The sequence below is a fragment of the Erythrobacter sp. genome (genome assembly GCF_039988855.1).
GTDB lineage: Bacteria > Pseudomonadota > Alphaproteobacteria > Sphingomonadales > Sphingomonadaceae > Erythrobacter.
Genome location: NZ_JBDXIY010000002.1, coordinates 1 through 15,449, shown reverse-complemented (window position 1 = coordinate 15,449; position 15,449 = coordinate 1). Strand labels below are relative to the sequence as shown.

13 protein-coding genes and 1 tRNA gene are annotated in these 15,449 nt (G+C 54.8%); 6 read left to right on the top strand and 8 right to left on the bottom strand.

Going from position 1 to position 15,449, the window contains the following annotated elements:
- Positions 1-30: 30 nt before the first annotated feature.
- From ABJ205_RS01130 to ABJ205_RS01115, 4 genes are all read right to left on the bottom strand, one after another.
- The gene (locus ABJ205_RS01130; RefSeq protein WP_348157006.1) at positions 31-1,386 is read right to left on the bottom strand and encodes a pyruvate dehydrogenase complex E1 component subunit beta; all 1,356 of its coding nucleotides are present in this window, start codon (positions 1,384-1,386) and stop codon (positions 31-33) included.
- Positions 1,387-1,389: 3 nt separating this feature from the next.
- Positions 1,390-2,487, bottom strand: coding sequence for a pyruvate dehydrogenase (acetyl-transferring) E1 component subunit alpha (pdhA, locus tag ABJ205_RS01125; RefSeq protein ID WP_348157004.1), 1,098 nt, complete (start codon positions 2,485-2,487; stop codon positions 1,390-1,392).
- Between the two features lie 176 nt (positions 2,488-2,663).
- Positions 2,664-2,963: a septum formation initiator family protein gene (locus ABJ205_RS01120; protein ID WP_348157001.1), complete on the bottom strand. Its 300-nt coding sequence runs from the start codon at positions 2,961-2,963 to the stop codon at positions 2,664-2,666.
- Between the two features lie 104 nt (positions 2,964-3,067).
- Positions 3,068-4,228: an acyl-CoA dehydrogenase family protein gene (locus tag ABJ205_RS01115; RefSeq protein WP_348156998.1), complete on the bottom strand. Its 1,161-nt coding sequence runs from the start codon at positions 4,226-4,228 to the stop codon at positions 3,068-3,070.
- 127 nt (positions 4,229-4,355) lie between these two features.
- Here ABJ205_RS01115 and ABJ205_RS01110 point away from each other — a divergent pair, with 127 nt between their 5' ends.
- From ABJ205_RS01110 to ggt, 5 genes are all read left to right on the top strand, one after another.
- Positions 4,356-5,267: a haloalkane dehalogenase gene (locus tag ABJ205_RS01110; protein ID WP_348156996.1), complete on the top strand. Its 912-nt coding sequence runs from the start codon at positions 4,356-4,358 to the stop codon at positions 5,265-5,267.
- 86 nt (positions 5,268-5,353) lie between these two features.
- Positions 5,354-6,508 carry an MFS transporter gene (locus tag ABJ205_RS01105; RefSeq protein WP_348156993.1) on the top strand — a complete coding sequence of 385 codons (1,155 nt, stop codon included), beginning with the start codon at positions 5,354-5,356 and terminating at the stop codon, positions 6,506-6,508.
- 519 nt (positions 6,509-7,027) lie between these two features.
- Entirely contained in the window at positions 7,028-10,309 is a 3,282-nt protein-coding gene (locus ABJ205_RS01100; protein WP_348156990.1) for a glycosyl hydrolase, read from the top strand.
- A 71-nt stretch (positions 10,310-10,380) separates the two neighbouring features.
- Entirely contained in the window at positions 10,381-10,941 is a 561-nt protein-coding gene (locus tag ABJ205_RS01095) for a PepSY-associated TM helix domain-containing protein (protein WP_348156987.1), read from the top strand.
- On the top strand, positions 10,938-12,728 hold the full coding sequence (gene ggt / locus ABJ205_RS01090) for a gamma-glutamyltransferase (protein WP_348156984.1): 1,791 nt from the start codon (positions 10,938-10,940) through the stop codon (positions 12,726-12,728). Before ABJ205_RS01095 ends, ggt begins: the two co-directional genes overlap by 4 nt.
- Before the next feature lie 132 nt (positions 12,729-12,860).
- Here the strand turns inward: ggt and ABJ205_RS01085 are convergent.
- The 4 genes from ABJ205_RS01085 to grxC form a co-directional block, all read right to left on the bottom strand.
- Positions 12,861-12,937 (bottom strand) — tRNA-Arg (locus ABJ205_RS01085).
- A gap of 35 nt (positions 12,938-12,972) precedes the next feature.
- Complete coding sequence (locus ABJ205_RS01080; RefSeq protein ID WP_348156981.1) at positions 12,973-13,503, bottom strand: DUF1178 family protein; 531 nt, start codon at positions 13,501-13,503, stop codon at positions 12,973-12,975.
- Positions 13,500-14,330, bottom strand: a complete 831-nt coding sequence (locus ABJ205_RS01075) for a carbon-nitrogen hydrolase family protein (protein WP_348156978.1) — start codon at positions 14,328-14,330, stop codon at positions 13,500-13,502. The genes ABJ205_RS01080 and ABJ205_RS01075 overlap by 4 nt, the downstream gene beginning before the upstream one ends.
- A gap of 12 nt (positions 14,331-14,342) precedes the next feature.
- Positions 14,343-14,606 carry a glutaredoxin 3 gene (gene grxC / locus ABJ205_RS01070; protein ID WP_348156975.1) on the bottom strand — a complete coding sequence of 88 codons (264 nt, stop codon included), beginning with the start codon at positions 14,604-14,606 and terminating at the stop codon, positions 14,343-14,345.
- Positions 14,607-14,787: 181 nt separating this feature from the next.
- Here grxC and ABJ205_RS01065 point away from each other — a divergent pair, with 181 nt between their 5' ends.
- Positions 14,788-15,276, top strand: a complete 489-nt coding sequence (locus tag ABJ205_RS01065; protein ID WP_348156974.1) for an Hsp20 family protein — start codon at positions 14,788-14,790, stop codon at positions 15,274-15,276.
- Positions 15,277-15,449: the final 173 nt, after the last annotated feature.

Sequence of the window (15,449 nt, the reverse complement as noted above, 5' to 3'; positions counted from 1 at the left end):
GCAGCCATCGCACTGCCCTTCACCAATCACTTAAACGTAGCAAACCTTTTTGACCGCCTCGACAATGCGAGGTGCGTCAATCAGCGCCAGTTTTTCAAGGTTGTCCGCATAGGGCAGCGGAACGTCTTCGTTGCAGACACGGGTGACGGGTGCATCCAAGTCGTCAAAGCCTTCTTCCATACAGATTGTCGTGATCTCAGAAGCGATGGAACACGTCGGCCACCCTTCCTCAGCGATCACAAGTCGGTTCGTCTTGGCAAGGCTCTTAAGAACGGTTTCTTTGTCGAGCGGACGCAAGGTACGAAGGTCGATCACTTCTGCATCAATGCCTTCTGCCGCTAGCGTTTCCGCAGCCTCAAGCGCAAGACTTACGCCGATGGAATAGGTGACAATAGTTGCATCCTTACCTTCGCGCATGATCCGCGCCTTACCGATAGGTAGCACGTGATCATCAAGGTCGGGTACGTCAAAGCTCCGGCCATAAACGAGTTCGTTTTCAAGGAACACAACAGGGTCCTCTGAACGGATAGCAGCTTTCATCAAGCCTTTCGCATCAGAGGCATCATAAGGCGCAATCACGATCAGGCCCGGCACGCTGGCATACCACGGACCATAATTCTGTGAGTGCTGAGCGCCAACGCGGCTAGCGGCGCCATTGGGCCCGCGAAACACGATTGGACAGCGCATCTGGCCGCCGGACATGTAATTGGTCTTGGCAGCAGAGTTGATGATGTGATCAATCGCCTGCATCGCGAAATTGAAGGTCATAAACTCAACAATAGGACGAAGCCCGCCCATCGCGGCGCCTGAACCGATCCCAGCAAAGCCGTATTCAGTGATGGGTGTGTCAATTACGCGCTTGGGCCCAAATTCATCGAGTAGCCCTTGCGTAACTTTGTAAGCGCCTTGGTATTCGGCAACTTCTTCGCCCATCACAAACACGCGTCGATCCGCGCGCATTTCTTCGGCCATCCCGTCACGCAAAGCTTCGCGCACAGTGGTCGGTGTGAATGTTGTACCAGCAGGGATTGCCGGGTCGTTTGCACGAACCATTGGTGCTGGAGCCGAAGCGGCCGGTGCAGCTGCCGGCGCCGGTGTTGGCGCAGGAGCGGCTGCGGGGGCCGGCGTTGGAGCAGCCTCTGCGCCCTCGCCTTCCATATGGGCGATCACCGTGCCGACGGCGACATTCTCAGTGCCTTCAGGCACGAGGATTTTGGAAAGAACCCCGTCGTCGATGGCTTCGAATTCCATGGTTGCTTTGTCGGTTTCGATCTCCGCGATAATATCGCCGGGTTCAATCGTATCGCCTTCAGCTTTGAGCCAGCGGGCAAGCGTGCCTTCTTCCATCGTAGGGGAGAGCGCGGGCATTTTGAGTTCAATAGCCATCGATCAATACTCCTCCACCAAGACATCAGTGTAGAGTTCGCCCGGAACTGGCTCTGGCGAGCTTTCTGAGAAGTCTGCTGCTTCCGTCACGGTTCTGCGGATATCCTTGTCTATCGCCTTGAGCGACGCCTCATCATGCCCGCCTTCGATCAGGCTCTTCTTAAGCCGCTCAATCGGGTCATGGTTCTCGCGCTGCTCCTGAACCTCGTCGCGTGTGCGATATTTGGCTGGGTCTGACATCGAGTGCCCGCGATAACGGTACGTGTTGCACTCCATAAGGACGGGGCCTTTCCCATCACGAACGTGCTTGAATGCAACCTCAGCTGCGGCTCTCACTTCGAGAACGTCCATACCGTTCACTTCCATGCCGGGAATGCGGAAAGCTGTACCGCGCCGATGGAACCGGGTTTCCGCCGAAGAACGAGAGCTGGCCGTGCCCATGGCGTATTGGTTGTCTTCGACCACGAATACGATGGGAAGTTTCCAAAGAGCGGCCATGTTGAAAGTTTCGTACACCTGACCTTGGTTGGCCGCGCCATCACCGAAATACGCAAGGCAAAGTCCGCCATCTTCGTTATATTGGTGAGCAAGCGCGAGGCCACCGCCGAGCGCGACCTGAGCACCAACAATGCCGTGCCCGCCGTAGAATTTGTGCTCGGTCGAGAACATGTGCATCGACCCGCCCTTGCCCTTCGAAATCCCCGCTTCGCGTCCGGTAAGCTCCGCCATGATCACCTTAGGATCAATCCCGTAGGCAAGCATGTGGCCGTGGTCGCGGTAACCGGTAATCACACTGTCTTTATCATTATCGAGCGCCGATTGGAGCCCAATCGCAACCGCTTCTTGGCCGATGTAAAGGTGGCAAAAGCCGCCGATCAGACCAAGACCGTAAAGCTGGCCCGCCTTTTCTTCGAAACGGCGGATAAGCAGCATCTGCTTATAGAATTCCAGCATCTGCTCATCATTGGCCGCAAAGCTCTTTGCTTTTTCAAATTCGTCTTGCAGCGAATGAAGGATGAAATCTGTATCGTCAGAAGGCGCAGCAGGCGCAGCAGGCGCATTCTTGGCGACGGCTTTCTTCGAGGTTGGTTTCTTGGCCAAGTGGAGATCCCTTTTCTCTTAATCGACCACTCTTGGATTTCACCCCAGTGATCGTCTCGAGAATGCTATAGTCACCACCAGTAAGGTTACGCAACGGCAAGGGGCTCGAATAGGTGCTAAATTACCAGAATGGTTATTTTTCGGATTACGCAAAACCAATGAGGCATCAAAACTGCTTATTCGTCTTCGAGTGTGACGACAATCTCATCTGGGTGAAGCACGCCAAGGTCCTTGCGAACAAGCTCGCCAACCAAATCTGGATCAGCCCCATTGGGGTCAAGCAGGTTCACTCGGTTCTTAAGCGCGCTGCGTTTTTCTGTAAGCATTGCGATGCGTGCTTCGCGTTCCGACAAGACTTCAGAATTTTCAGCCCATGCCAAAAGACCCGTTGGTCCGGCAATCGCGCCAACTGTAAGCACAACAAGCAAAACAAGCGCGAAGCTTTGTTTTACGTGTTCTTTTGGCTGTTTGCGCATTTGGCCCGTTCCCCTAGTCCACATGCACAGAATCATAGTTAACCAAGGCTTGCAAGCGAAATGCGCTCAAGAAGAGCAATTTGCGGTAAATAGTCCAAATTTTGTCAATATGAGCGCGGCAAACCTAGCACGTGCTCTGCGAGGTAGGACAAAATCAAATTGGTTGAAATGGGTGCGACCGTATAGAGCCGTGCTTCCCGGAACTTGCGCTCAACATCGTATTCTTCGGCAAACCCAAAGCCGCCAAAGGTTTGGACGCACATATCCGCAGCAGCCCAGCTTGCTTCTGATGCGAGGAGTTTTGCCATATTGGCTTCTGCACCCGGATTGCCGCCCTCATCATACACTTTGGCTGCATGTTGAACCATAAGCTCCGCTGCGCAGGTTTGCGCATAGGAGCGGGCAATAGGAAACTGAACGCCTTGGTTCTGGCCGATGGGCCGCGCAAACACATTACGGTCACTGGCATAGGATTTGGCCTGCTCGATGAACCATTTGGCATCGCCGATGCATTCTGCCCCGATTAGGATGCGTTCCGCATTCATCCCGGATAGAATGTAGCGAAAGCCCTTGCCCTCTTCGCCGACAAGGCTGCCTGCTGGAATACGCAGATCGTCAAAGAACACCTCGCACGAGGAATGGTTCATCATTGTGCGGATCGGCTTAATGCTCATCCCATTTTTGAGCGCTTCTTGCATGTCCACAAGGAAGATTGAGAGGCCTTCGGTTTTCTTGGCGACTTCTTCGCGTGGTGTGGTGCGGGCAAGAAGAAGCATAAGGTCAGAATGTTCCGCGCGGCTTGTCCATATCTTCTGACCAGAGATGACGTATTCCTCGCCCTCTCGCACTGCCTTGGTTTTAAGGCTTAGCGTGTCTGTACCGCTAGTGGGTTCTGACACGCCGAATGCCTGCAGGCGCAAATCCCCAGAGGCGATGCGGGGCAGGTATTGCGCCTTCTGCTCATCAGAGCCGTACCGCAGCAGCGTATTCATGATGTACATTTGGGCATGGGCTGAACTGCCGTTGCAACCGGTGGCCTGAATCTCTTCCATGATAACGCAAGCCTGATTGAGGCTAAGCCCGCTTCCACCGAATTCTGTCGGGATAAGAGCGGCCAGAAACCCGGCCTTGGTCAAAGCATCAACAAATTCGCCCGGATATTCACGCGCTGCATCTTTGGCCCGCCAATACTCACCGGGGAAATCTTCACACAATGCGCGCACTGAACGACGAATTTCGGCTAAGTCTTCACTCTCTTCTTGCATTTAGCGCATCCCAAAATCGTCGATCAATCAATTCATGAAAGCCATAAGACGGCGGCCATGCAAAATTCAAACACAATCGGTTTTTCTGTGCTACTTACCTCCAACAAAGTTTGAGGAGATCAACTGAATGCAAGTCTTATCCGCCGACCTCTCGCGATTTGCTGACATCCCTGATTATCCTTTCTCAGAAAACTGGGTAACGGTGGATTTGGGTGATGGGCACTCGGGAAGGATGCATTATGTGGATGAGGGCCCCAAAGATGCGCCTACCATCCTGCTTTTCCATGGTGAGCCAAGTTGGAGCTTCCTTTATCGCAAGATGATTCCGTTGCTTGTCGATGCAGGTTTCAGGTGCCTTGCGCCTGATCTAATTGGGTTTGGTAAAAGCGATAAGCCCGATGACATCGGCTTCTACAGCTATGACCGTCATATCAGTTGGCTTGGCCAATGGCGCGATGCAGTTGCCCCGCAGGATGCCGGGCTATTTTGTCAGGATTGGGGCGGCCTTTTGGGACTGCGCCTTGTCGGCGAAGCGCCAGAACGTTTCCAATATGTGGTTGCCTCGAACACATTCCTTCCGACCGGCGGCACCCCCTCCCCCGCATTTCTTGCATGGCGTACATTCGCCAAAACTTCTCCGGACTTTCAGATTGGCGAACTTTTGCAGCGCGCCACAGCGACTGAGCGTTCAACCGAAGAGGTCGCCGCTTATGATGCGCCCTTCCCCGATGAACCCAGCAAGGCAGGCGCGCGTGCATTTCCTGCTTTAGTTCCTGTCGAAGATGGTATGGACGGCATCGAACAAAACAAAGCGGCGTGGAAAGGGCTTGCCGGATTTAGCAAGCCATTCCTCACCCTTTTCGGGGAGGATGACCCGGTAACAGGCGGATTGGCTGAGCCGCTGATCGACAACATTGCCGGGGCGGACGGTCAACCCCATGGCATGCTCTCAACCTGCGGGCACTTCTGTCAGGAAGACCGTCCGATTGAACTTGCGCAAGGTGTCATCGATATGGCCAAAAAAGCGGGTGTGATCTGATCGAAAGCACCAACGAACCAAGCCAAGTCGATCAACCCAGTCTAGCACGAGCATATCTTACCCGCCGTCAGGAATTTGCGCTTGCGGTGACGATTTCGGTCGTATGCGCGAATGCATATTACATCCACCCGATCATCAGCGAAGTCGCCGATGCCTTTGGCGTGGGCAAAGCCGAAGTCGGTATTGTGCCAGCGTTAAACCAACTGGCCCTGGCACTTGGAATATTCCTGCTTTTGCCGCTTGGTGACCGTTATTCAAACAGGCGCCTTACGATTGTTTTCGTCTGTGCGCAGTGCGTGTGCCTACTTGGAATGGCATTGTCTGATAGTTTTGCACTGTTCACCCTCGCCTCAACATTGCTCGGCTTTGTCACAATTGCGCCTTATCTGATCCCGGCTTTCGCCTCCAAAAGGGTCGCGCCAGAACGTCTTGGACAAGTGACGGCCCTTCTCACTGCGGGTCTGGTATTCGGCGTTTTGTTTTCACGAGTTGGGGCTGGGATCGTCGCAGAGCAATTCGGCTGGCGCACCGTTTATTGGGTTGCGGTCGGATTGATGGCGGTTGTGAGTGTCATTCTCCCCTTCATCATGCGGCTTGAAAGCCCAAAGATTTCCGCTGACCCCCAAGAACCACACGAAAGCTATGGCGCCCTTCTCGCCTCAGTATTTACCGTGGCCAGATCGCACCGCGACATGCTTTTGTCTGGTACGATCCAAGGCTTCAACTTTGGCAGCTTCATCGCGCTCTGGCTGGGCCTTGCTCTTCACCTCACCAGTGATGAAATGGGTTACGGCGTTGATACGGTCGGCTTTCTGGCCGGAATTGCCGTTGTCAGCGTCTTTATGACCCCGCGCCTTGGGAAATGGGCCGATCGAATTGGCGCAAAGCGAGCCCGGCTCACTGTAAGTTATGTTCAGCTTGGCGGGATCGCGATGCTTTATCCCTTGGGATGGGATGTTTGGACGATTCTGATCCCGCTTATCATCATCAATGCAGTTGGCCCCACCGTCGATGTAACGGGGCGCATGACATTCCTGTCTCTGGACCCGGAAATCCGCACCCGCCTTAGCACAAGCTATGTCGTTTTGATGTTCATTGGCGGTGCGATGGGCAGCATTTTGGGCACGAGTGTATATGATTGGTGGGGATGGATCGGAACTTGCGTATTGGTCCTCATGATGGCGATCGGCAGTTTGGCGATGTCATTTTATGCGTGTGTCCGTGAAAAGGAAAAATCCTAAGTAGCAGTCCCTAGGTATTTGGTAGTGCGCTGTAGTGTGGTCCCGGCTAGAGAGGTGAAGAGCTCGCTACGGGACGAACCGAAAGCAGAAGTACCTAACCCTTCTTCTCTCCGGCCAAAACCGAACGTTCTCAAAGCCACCCCGGTCTGCTCGTGAGAGCGACCGATATATGAAAAGGCGCTACGGCATCTATTTCCGAACGGTCCGATCTTTAGCATCTGGCCGCTAACCACGGAAATTGCCGAGCGCCTTTTTGTTTGGTGAAAGCCGCGCGCATCACATGTTGCTCGTCTGGTTTCCTTGACCGCTCGTCAGAAATTCCTTGCGCTCTAGGCTAAGAATAGTTCGTTCTCCTTTTTGGTAAGTGCGCTCACAAGGCTCGCTTTGTTGTCCCTTTCTTTCTGGTTGATAGAGGGGCGTCCAAAGCTTAGCCCATGTGTGCGAGGGGGGCTTCGAGTCTCCCGCCAAATGTCGATTACACTGTCGTGGGGGGACTGAGCCCTGCGAATGGGGGGCTGAATGTCGCTACAAAAACTCTTCCTTACAATTCTCGCTGCGCTGGGCTTGGCTGTTTCCGGTTTCGGGACTGTCGCCTTTGCACAAGACGACGAAGATCAACCCGCGCTTTCCAGCGGCACGTTCGACGCGTTTAAGCTGCGCGGCATTGGTCCAGCATTCATGTCAGGGCGAATTGCCGATATTGCGATCGTCCAAGACGATCCGGCGACTTGGTATATCGCGGTCGGTTCCGGCGGTGTTTGGAAGACCGAGAATGCAGGAACCACTTGGAAAAGCCTATTCGACGGACAAACCTCCTATTCCATTGGTTCTCTTGGCCTTGACCCAAGTGACCCGAGCAGGATTTGGGTCGGTACGGGTGAGAACCACGGCGGGCGCCACCTCGCCTATGGTGACGGTATTTATCTGTCCGAAGACGGGGGTCAAACGTGGGCCAAAAAAGGTCTCGAAGCCTCCGAGCGTATCGGCAAGATCATTGTTCACCCGGAAGATTCCAACACCGTGTGGGTCGCAGCCCAAGGCCCCATTTGGAGCGCTGGCGGCGAACGCGGGGTTTATAAGACTACCGATGGCGGTGAGACTTGGGAGCAAGTGCTTTCTTCGGACAACGGTCACACCGGCGCTGGTGATTTGATGATCGACCCCAGCAACCCCGACCGGCTCTATGCCACCACATGGCAACGTCACCGTACGGTTGCAGCCTATGTTGGCGGCGGTCCGGAAAGCGGTATCTGGCGCAGTGAAGACGGCGGCGAGACTTGGACTGAACTGAAAACCGGGCTTCCAAATGGCAATATGGGCAAGATCGGTATCACGGTTTCTCCAATGCAGCCTGACATTGTCTATGCAGCGATTGAGCTTGACCGGCGCGAAGGCGGCATCTGGCGTTCAGATGACCGGGGTTCGAGCTGGACCAAGATGTCTGATACTGTGGCTGGCGGTACCGGCCCTCACTATTATCAAGAACTTTATGCGAGCCCGCATTTCTTCGACCGCATCTATTTGATGTCGAACACGTCGCAGATTTCAAACGACGGCGGCAAGACTTTCGCACCGCTCAATAATGAACTGAAACACGTGGATGATCACGCGCTCGCCTTCCGTGCCGATGATCCGGACTATCTGCTGTTTGGCTCTGATGGTGGGCTTTATGAAAGTTATGACCACACACAGACATGGCGTTTCATCAACAATCTGCCTGTGACCCAGTTCTACAAAGTCGCGGTCGATGATGCTGAGCCGTTCTACTATGTGTACGGCGGCACACAGGACAACAACTCACAAGGCGGTCCATCACGAACGGACAACCGTCACGGTATCCGCAACGATGATTGGTTCATCACACTGTTCGCTGATGGCCACCAATCCGCGACAGAGCCCGGCAACCCCAACATCATGTATGCCCAGTGGCAACAAGGTAACTTGGCGCGTGTTGATCGCATCACAGGCGAAGTTGTCCATATCCAACCGCAAGCGGCTCCCGGTGAGCCTCTCATGCGGTGGAACTGGGATGCCCCCATTCTGGTAAGCCAGCATGAACCAACGCGCGTATATCACGCGTCGCAGCGCCTGTGGCGTTCGGATGATCGTGGCGACACATGGCGTGCAATTTCACCGGACCTTACCCGCGATGAAAACCGTCTGCGTCTACCTGTGCAAGGCCGTCAACATAGCTGGGATGCCGGTTGGGATCTTCTTGCCATGTCGCAATACAATACGATTGCGAACGTGGGAGAAAGCCCCCTGGATGAGAACCTTCTCTATGTCGGCACGGATGATGGCTTGGTTCAAGTCACCGAAGATGGCGGTGCAACATGGCGCCGGATCGAGGTGGGGTCCATGCCCGGCGTTCCAGAAACGGCCTATGTGAACGACATTCGCGCAGATCTGCACGATGCGAACACAGTCTATGTGGCGCTCGACAACCACAAATATGGCGATTTCAAACCGTATTTGCTTAAGAGCACCAACCGCGGCCGAACGTGGACTTCGATCAAGAGCAATATTCCAGACCGTCATCTTGTCTGGCGCATTGTCCAAGATCACGTGAACCCGAACCTGCTCTTCACAGCCACCGAATTTGCCCTGTTCTTCAGCCTGGATGGAGGGCAGAAGTGGGTCAAGATGACCGGCGATGCACCGACGATCGCCTTCCGCGATCTGACAATACAACGCCGCGAAGATGACCTTGTCGCGGCAAGTTTCGGGCGCGGTTTCTTTATCGTTGACGATATCTCGCCTTTGCGCGGCCTTAGCGAGGCAAGCCTTGAAACTGAGGCTATGCTTTTCCCCGGCCGCAAAGCGTGGTGGTATATTGAACAGCACCCGCTCGCCTTTTCACCCGGTGGTTCGCAAGGTCACGGTTATTACCGTGCACCCAATCCGGAATTTGGTGCGAATTTCACCTATTATCTGGCTGATGACATCCAATCACTCAAAGACATCCGCCAAGAACGTGAGAAACCCATTGCTGAGAGTGGCGGGGATAACCCCTTCCCTAGTTTCAACTCGCTCACACAGGAAATTCTGGAAGAGAAACCAACGATCCAACTGACTGTGCGTGACAGCGCAGGAAATGTGGTTCGCCGCATCGAGGGCCCAACCAAAAAGGGTTTCCACCGTGTCAATTGGAACCTTCGTTTCCCAAGCCAGTCTGCGATCACCCGGGCACCGGGCGAGAATGACGATGGCAGCGGTTTCCTTGTAAGTCCGGGGCAATACACCGTCTCACTGTCAAAACGTGTCCGAGGAGTGACAACCCAATTGGTTGCTCCTCAGTCCTTCAACGTCGAACGTCTTCGTGAGGGCGCATTGCCAGCTCAAGCCGATGCCAGCGATTTCTGGGCTGAAATTTCGGCAATGGATCGTTCTGTAACCGCTGCTGCGGCAACGCTTGCACAATCGCGTGAACGCCTTGATCTGATGACTGTCGCAGTTTCCCGTGCTGCGGGTGATGTGACTGCACTCGACAACCGTCTAACCGCGCTTCGTAATGAGGCCAACACATTGGATGCGTTGATGAATGGCAATCAGGCACGCAATGCTATCGCAGAGCGCACTCAACCCACGGTTCGCAGCCGTCTGGGCACTGTTATGTTTGGTGTCAGCGCCTCAACCTATGGCCCGACACAAACGCACCGTGACCAGTTTGCCTACACTCAGGCGGAATTCACGGACATTCGCAACCGTCTGCGCGACCTTGTCGAACGCGACATTCCTGCCTTCGAAGCTGAACTCGCATCTTCAGGTGCACCGTGGGTGGCCGGAAGCGCGCTTCCATAAACCTTAACGACCAACATTGAATAACAAGCGGGGGCTTGCCCAAAGGCGGCCCCCGCTGCACATGAGAGACCATGAACGCAAAACGCTTGTTTCGTCAGGTTCACTACTGGCTTTCCGTTGCAGTCTTCATTCCCGCTGCGATCATGTTTGTCGCTGGCGGAATGCTCATGCTCAAGAAAGAGATTGAATGGATCCAACCCGGCACCGAACGCGGTGCGGTTGAAAGCACCATTCCCACCATTTCGTACGAGCAAATGGTCGAGGCTGCGAGCACTCACCCTGTGGCAGGCGTTCAAGAATGGACCGATATCGACCGTATCGACCTGCGCGTTGACCGCGGTATTGCCAAACTGCGCGCCAATTCTGGATGGGAAGTCCAAGTCGATACGAGCACAGCGGAAGTGCTCAAAGTCGCTTACAGACGCTCAGACACAATCGAGGCTATCCATGATGGGTCTTGGTTTGCCGATTGGATCAAGCTTTACGTCTTCTTGCCTGTGGGGATCATCCTCATCATAATGTGGGGAACCGGAGGCTATCTGTTTGCGCTGCCCTATCTCGCTAAGTCCAAAAAGAAGCGAGCCAAAAAGGCCGCCGCCACCCCTGTTCCAAACTCGAGGGAAATCTCATGAGAATTCTTGCCGCTGCCGTTTCGCTATTCGCTCTTGCTGCAACACCTATCGCTGCGGAGACGAACAAGCCGGTTGAAGAACAAATTGGTGCAGGCGGGCGTCCTGTAGGTGCCAATTGGTCACGAAGCCCTGTTTATGCTGAGAATGGGATGGCAGCGACGGCTCACCCGCTTGCAACCCAAATCGCGCTTCAAGTTCTTCGTGAAGGCGGCAACGCCGTTGACGCAGCGATTGCAGCGAACGCGGCGCTTGGCCTGATGGAACCCACGGGCAATGGCATTGGCGGCGATCTGTTTGCGATCGTTTATGATCCCAAAACAGATCAACTTTACGGCCTCAATGGGTCTGGCGCATCGCCAAGCGGGCAATCGCTTGATGATTTGCTGGAAAAGCTGGACGGTGCGGACGCTCTGCCTCCCGTCGGGCCCCTCCCCGTTACCATTCCGGGCACCGTCGATGGCTGGTTCGCCATGCACAAACGATTTGGCAAAATGCCGATGAGCGACGTGCTTGCGCCCACGGTTGAATATGCGCGTAAAGGGCACCCCGTGGCACCTGTCATCGCGATGTATCTCGACCGGTCACTGCGTTCCTACACGCGGCGGCTTGAGACGACCCCGTTTGAATTCGACAATGCGCGCGCAACCTATTTCGCCGATGGCGCGCCCGAAGCAGGCGATATATTTAAGAACCCCGATCTTGCCAACACCCTAGAAACCATAGGCCGCGAGGGCCGCGATGCGTTTTACGAAGGCGATCTCGCCCAGACCATTGTGAGCTATCTCCAACGCCAAGGCTCGGCCTTCACGATGGAAGATTTTGCAAGCCACAAGAGCGAATGGGTCGATGTCGGCTGCGCGCGTTACCGTGACGGGTTTGAGCTGTGCGAGCTTCCGCCAAATTCACAAGGCTTTGCAGCGCTTCAGATGGTCAATATCTTGCGCAATGTGGACCTCCGCCAATGGGAACGCGGCAGCCCAGAGGTTATCCATTATATCACCGAAGCAAAGCGTCTCGCCTATGCTGATGTCGCCCGTTTCTATGCTGACCCGAATTTTTCCGCTCTTCCTGAAGAATTGCTAACGGAGGAATATGGCAAAGAACGGTTTGCTCTTATCGATCCAACGAAAGCCACGGCCGAATTTGCTCCGGGTGAACCGGCGCCAGAGCCCAAGTTAGAGGGTGAAGGCGACACGACCTATCTCACCGTAACCGACAAAGACGGCATGATGGTGAGCCTCATCCAATCAAACTATCGCGGCATGGGCGGCGGTCTCGTGCCAGACGGACTTGGCTTTATGCTCCAAGATCGCGGTGAACTCTTCAGCCTCGATCCCGCGCACCCCAACGCTTATGAACCGGGTAAACGGCCTTTCCACACGATCATCCCTGCTTTCGTCAAAAAGGACGGCAAGCCGTTTATGACGCTTGGCCTGATGGGCGGCGGCATGCAGCCACAGGGCCATGTCCAAGTCCTCATCAATATGGTCGACTATGGCATGAACATTCAGGAAGCGGGCGATGCGGCGCGCATCAACCATGATGGTGGGCGTCAACCAACCGAAGCGCTTGCAGGCCCTTCGGCTGATCCGCTGGGCACGTTGAACGTTGAACCAGGTATTCCTGCCGACACACTCGAAGCCCTTCGCGCCATGGGTCACAATGTCCAGGTTGTCTCAAACGGCATTATGTTCGGCGGCTATCAAGCAATCATGGTTGACCCAGAAACCGGCGTTTACGCAGGCGGCACAGAAATGCGCAAAGATGGGCAAGCCAGCGGGTATTAAATTTGAAGGTGGTCACTTTGCCGGAACCGAAGGTCCGCAAGGGCGACCGCCCGCCCGCAGCGGTTTCGAAGCGTAGCGAAGGAAGTCTAGCGAGGATGCGCGCCCGAATGGGCGCGCGCAAAACAAAAATGCTGGTGATCCCGACAGGATTCGAACCTGTGGCCTTTGGATTAGGAATCCAACGCTCTATCCACCTGAGCTACGGGACCAGCCAACTGTTCCCATAGCAGGGTGAGCTAAGCGATCAATTGAGCTTTTCGGGTGGAGCCACAGGAAATGGAAGAGGCGCGACCTGCACACCTTCGTTCACCAACTCCTTGGCTTCTTCAAGGCTCGCCTGTCCGTGGATTACCTCCGCATCGCGCTCACCATAGTGCATTTCGCGCGATTGTTTGGCGAAGTCCTTGCCCACATAAGTGCTGTTTTCAAGTGCCTTAGCCTGCGCCTTTGCGAGAGCTTCCATCGCCTTTTTCACCTCAGCAGGGGGCGGTGCGTTAGAAACCGATTGCCCCTCTTTGCCCGCCAAAACGGGAACGGCCTGAGGCTGAACATCCGTTTGAGGGGCGCGCTCAGGCCCGGAATTTGGCCCGGAATCTGGCAAGGTGTTGCTCTTTGCCGGGACAGCCGGTGCCATAGGCGCTTTACTGACCGTGGTGGTTCCGCATTCGGCACAAGACACCAGCCCGCGCGCCTTCTGATCCTCAAAAGCAGAGGATGACTTGAACCAGCCTTCAAAACGGTGGCCGTGTTCACAATTGAGGTCAAATACGATCATTGTTCGCTGTAATTGGTGATTTCGCGCCTGTTGGCAAGGCTTGGAATTTGGGCGCGGACTTCGGCGATGCGGCCAAGGTCAATGTCACAAAAACCAAGACCCGGCTCATCCCCGCCCATATCGAGCAACACTTCGCCCCACGGGTCCACAACGAGGGAGTGACCATAGGTTTCGCGCCCGTCTTCGTGTTTACCAACCTGTGCGGCCGCAATCACAAAGGCCTGCGCTTCGATTGCCCTTGCGCGCAGCAATACATGCCAATGCGCTTCGCCAGTAGGCTTTGTGAAAGCGGCGGGAACCGCGATGGCATCGCATTGACGTTGCCCTAAAGCCTCAAACAAAGCGGGGAAACGCATGTCATAGCAGATGGAAAAACCCAGACGCCCTACCGGCGTTTCGTCCAGCGTCACGACCCACTCACCAGCCTCGTAAGCGCTGCTTTCACGCCATGTCTCGCCAGTGGCAAGCTCCACATCGAACATATGCATCTTGTCGTAAGTTACGGGACCGCCGCCGCCCTCAGTCCAGTAGCATGATCGGTTTGCAAATTTTCCATTGGAAGCACCCACAGGCATCGAGCCGATCGCAATATCGATACCATTGCTGTCAGCGATATCGGCAAACTTGTCTCCCAACGAATGGGGTGCAGCAGACGCGATCCAAGGCCCAGCGCGCTTGCGATCACGATCAAGCAGTGGAGCCATTTCAGGCGTGAAGAGAACCTTCGCACCCTTTGCAGCTGCTTCTTCAGCCGCATTGGCAATAACCGCAAAATTCGCCTCGGGATCGATCCCTGAGGTCATCTGCAAGACGGCAATTTTGGGCATTGCCAGAACGCCTTAAGCGGCCAGTAAAGCGTCGAGTTCGCCCTTAGCCTCTAGCGCTGCCAGATCGTCCGAACCGCCGACATATGTGTCGCCGATAAATATCTGAGGTACGGTGCGTGCTTGGGGCGCTCTTGAAAGCAACTCATCGCGCTTGGCGCCGCCCATGGTGATGTCATATTCGTTATAAGCAGCGCCCTTTTTATCGAACAAATATTTTGCTCGAACGCAAAAGGGGCAACCAAATTTGGTATAGATATCAATTACTGGAGCGGTCATCGTCAAATCCCATTTGAGGCAATCAAGACCTCTTGAAAGCCTGTTTGTGCCCCCTAACTAGTGTGTGTTGCCGCATTTCGCCAGCCTTGGGAGGTGCAATGGCAACATATGCACGCAGGTGCTGCATCGAACGCAGGCCTGCACTTGAAACAAATTGCTCAAAAAAGAGGATTTGCACATTATGTCACGTTTAGATTTTACACCCTATCGCCGCAGCACCGTTGGCTTTGACCGTCTGTTCGACATGTTAGAGAGCCAAGCGCGCTTGAACTCGGGCGACAATTATCCCCCTTTCAACATCGCTCGCAATGGCGAAGACAGCTACCGCATCACTCTTGCTGTCGCTGGCTTTCGCCCGCAGGATATCGATATCACTGCGCAGGCGAATTTACTGACCGTCCAAGGTCGCAAGCGCGAAGACGTCGATGAAGGCGCTGAAATGCTGCATATTGGCATTGCAAACCGTGGATTTGAACGCCGGTTTGAACTAGCCGATTATGTCCGTGTTGAAAACGCCGCGCTTGCAGATGGCCTTCTGGTCGTCGACCTGCTCCGCGAAATTCCTGATGCGATGAAACCGAAGAAAATCGCTGTGAACGGCGGCGCGACTTTAAGTGCAGTTCCAGACGAAGATTCCACGTCGGGCGACGACGAGGCCAACGCTGCCTAGAGCCGCAAGCGCTGCCTAGAGCTGCAAGCGCTGTCGAAAAACTCGACCTAAAATAAATGGGGGCGGCTCCGATGGAACCGCCCCCGCGACTTACGTCGCCTCGGCCAAGCCTGACCATCCGGGTCGCATTAGATGGTCAAACCTTAGCCAGAGCTCGTTGCAGCAGGCTAACC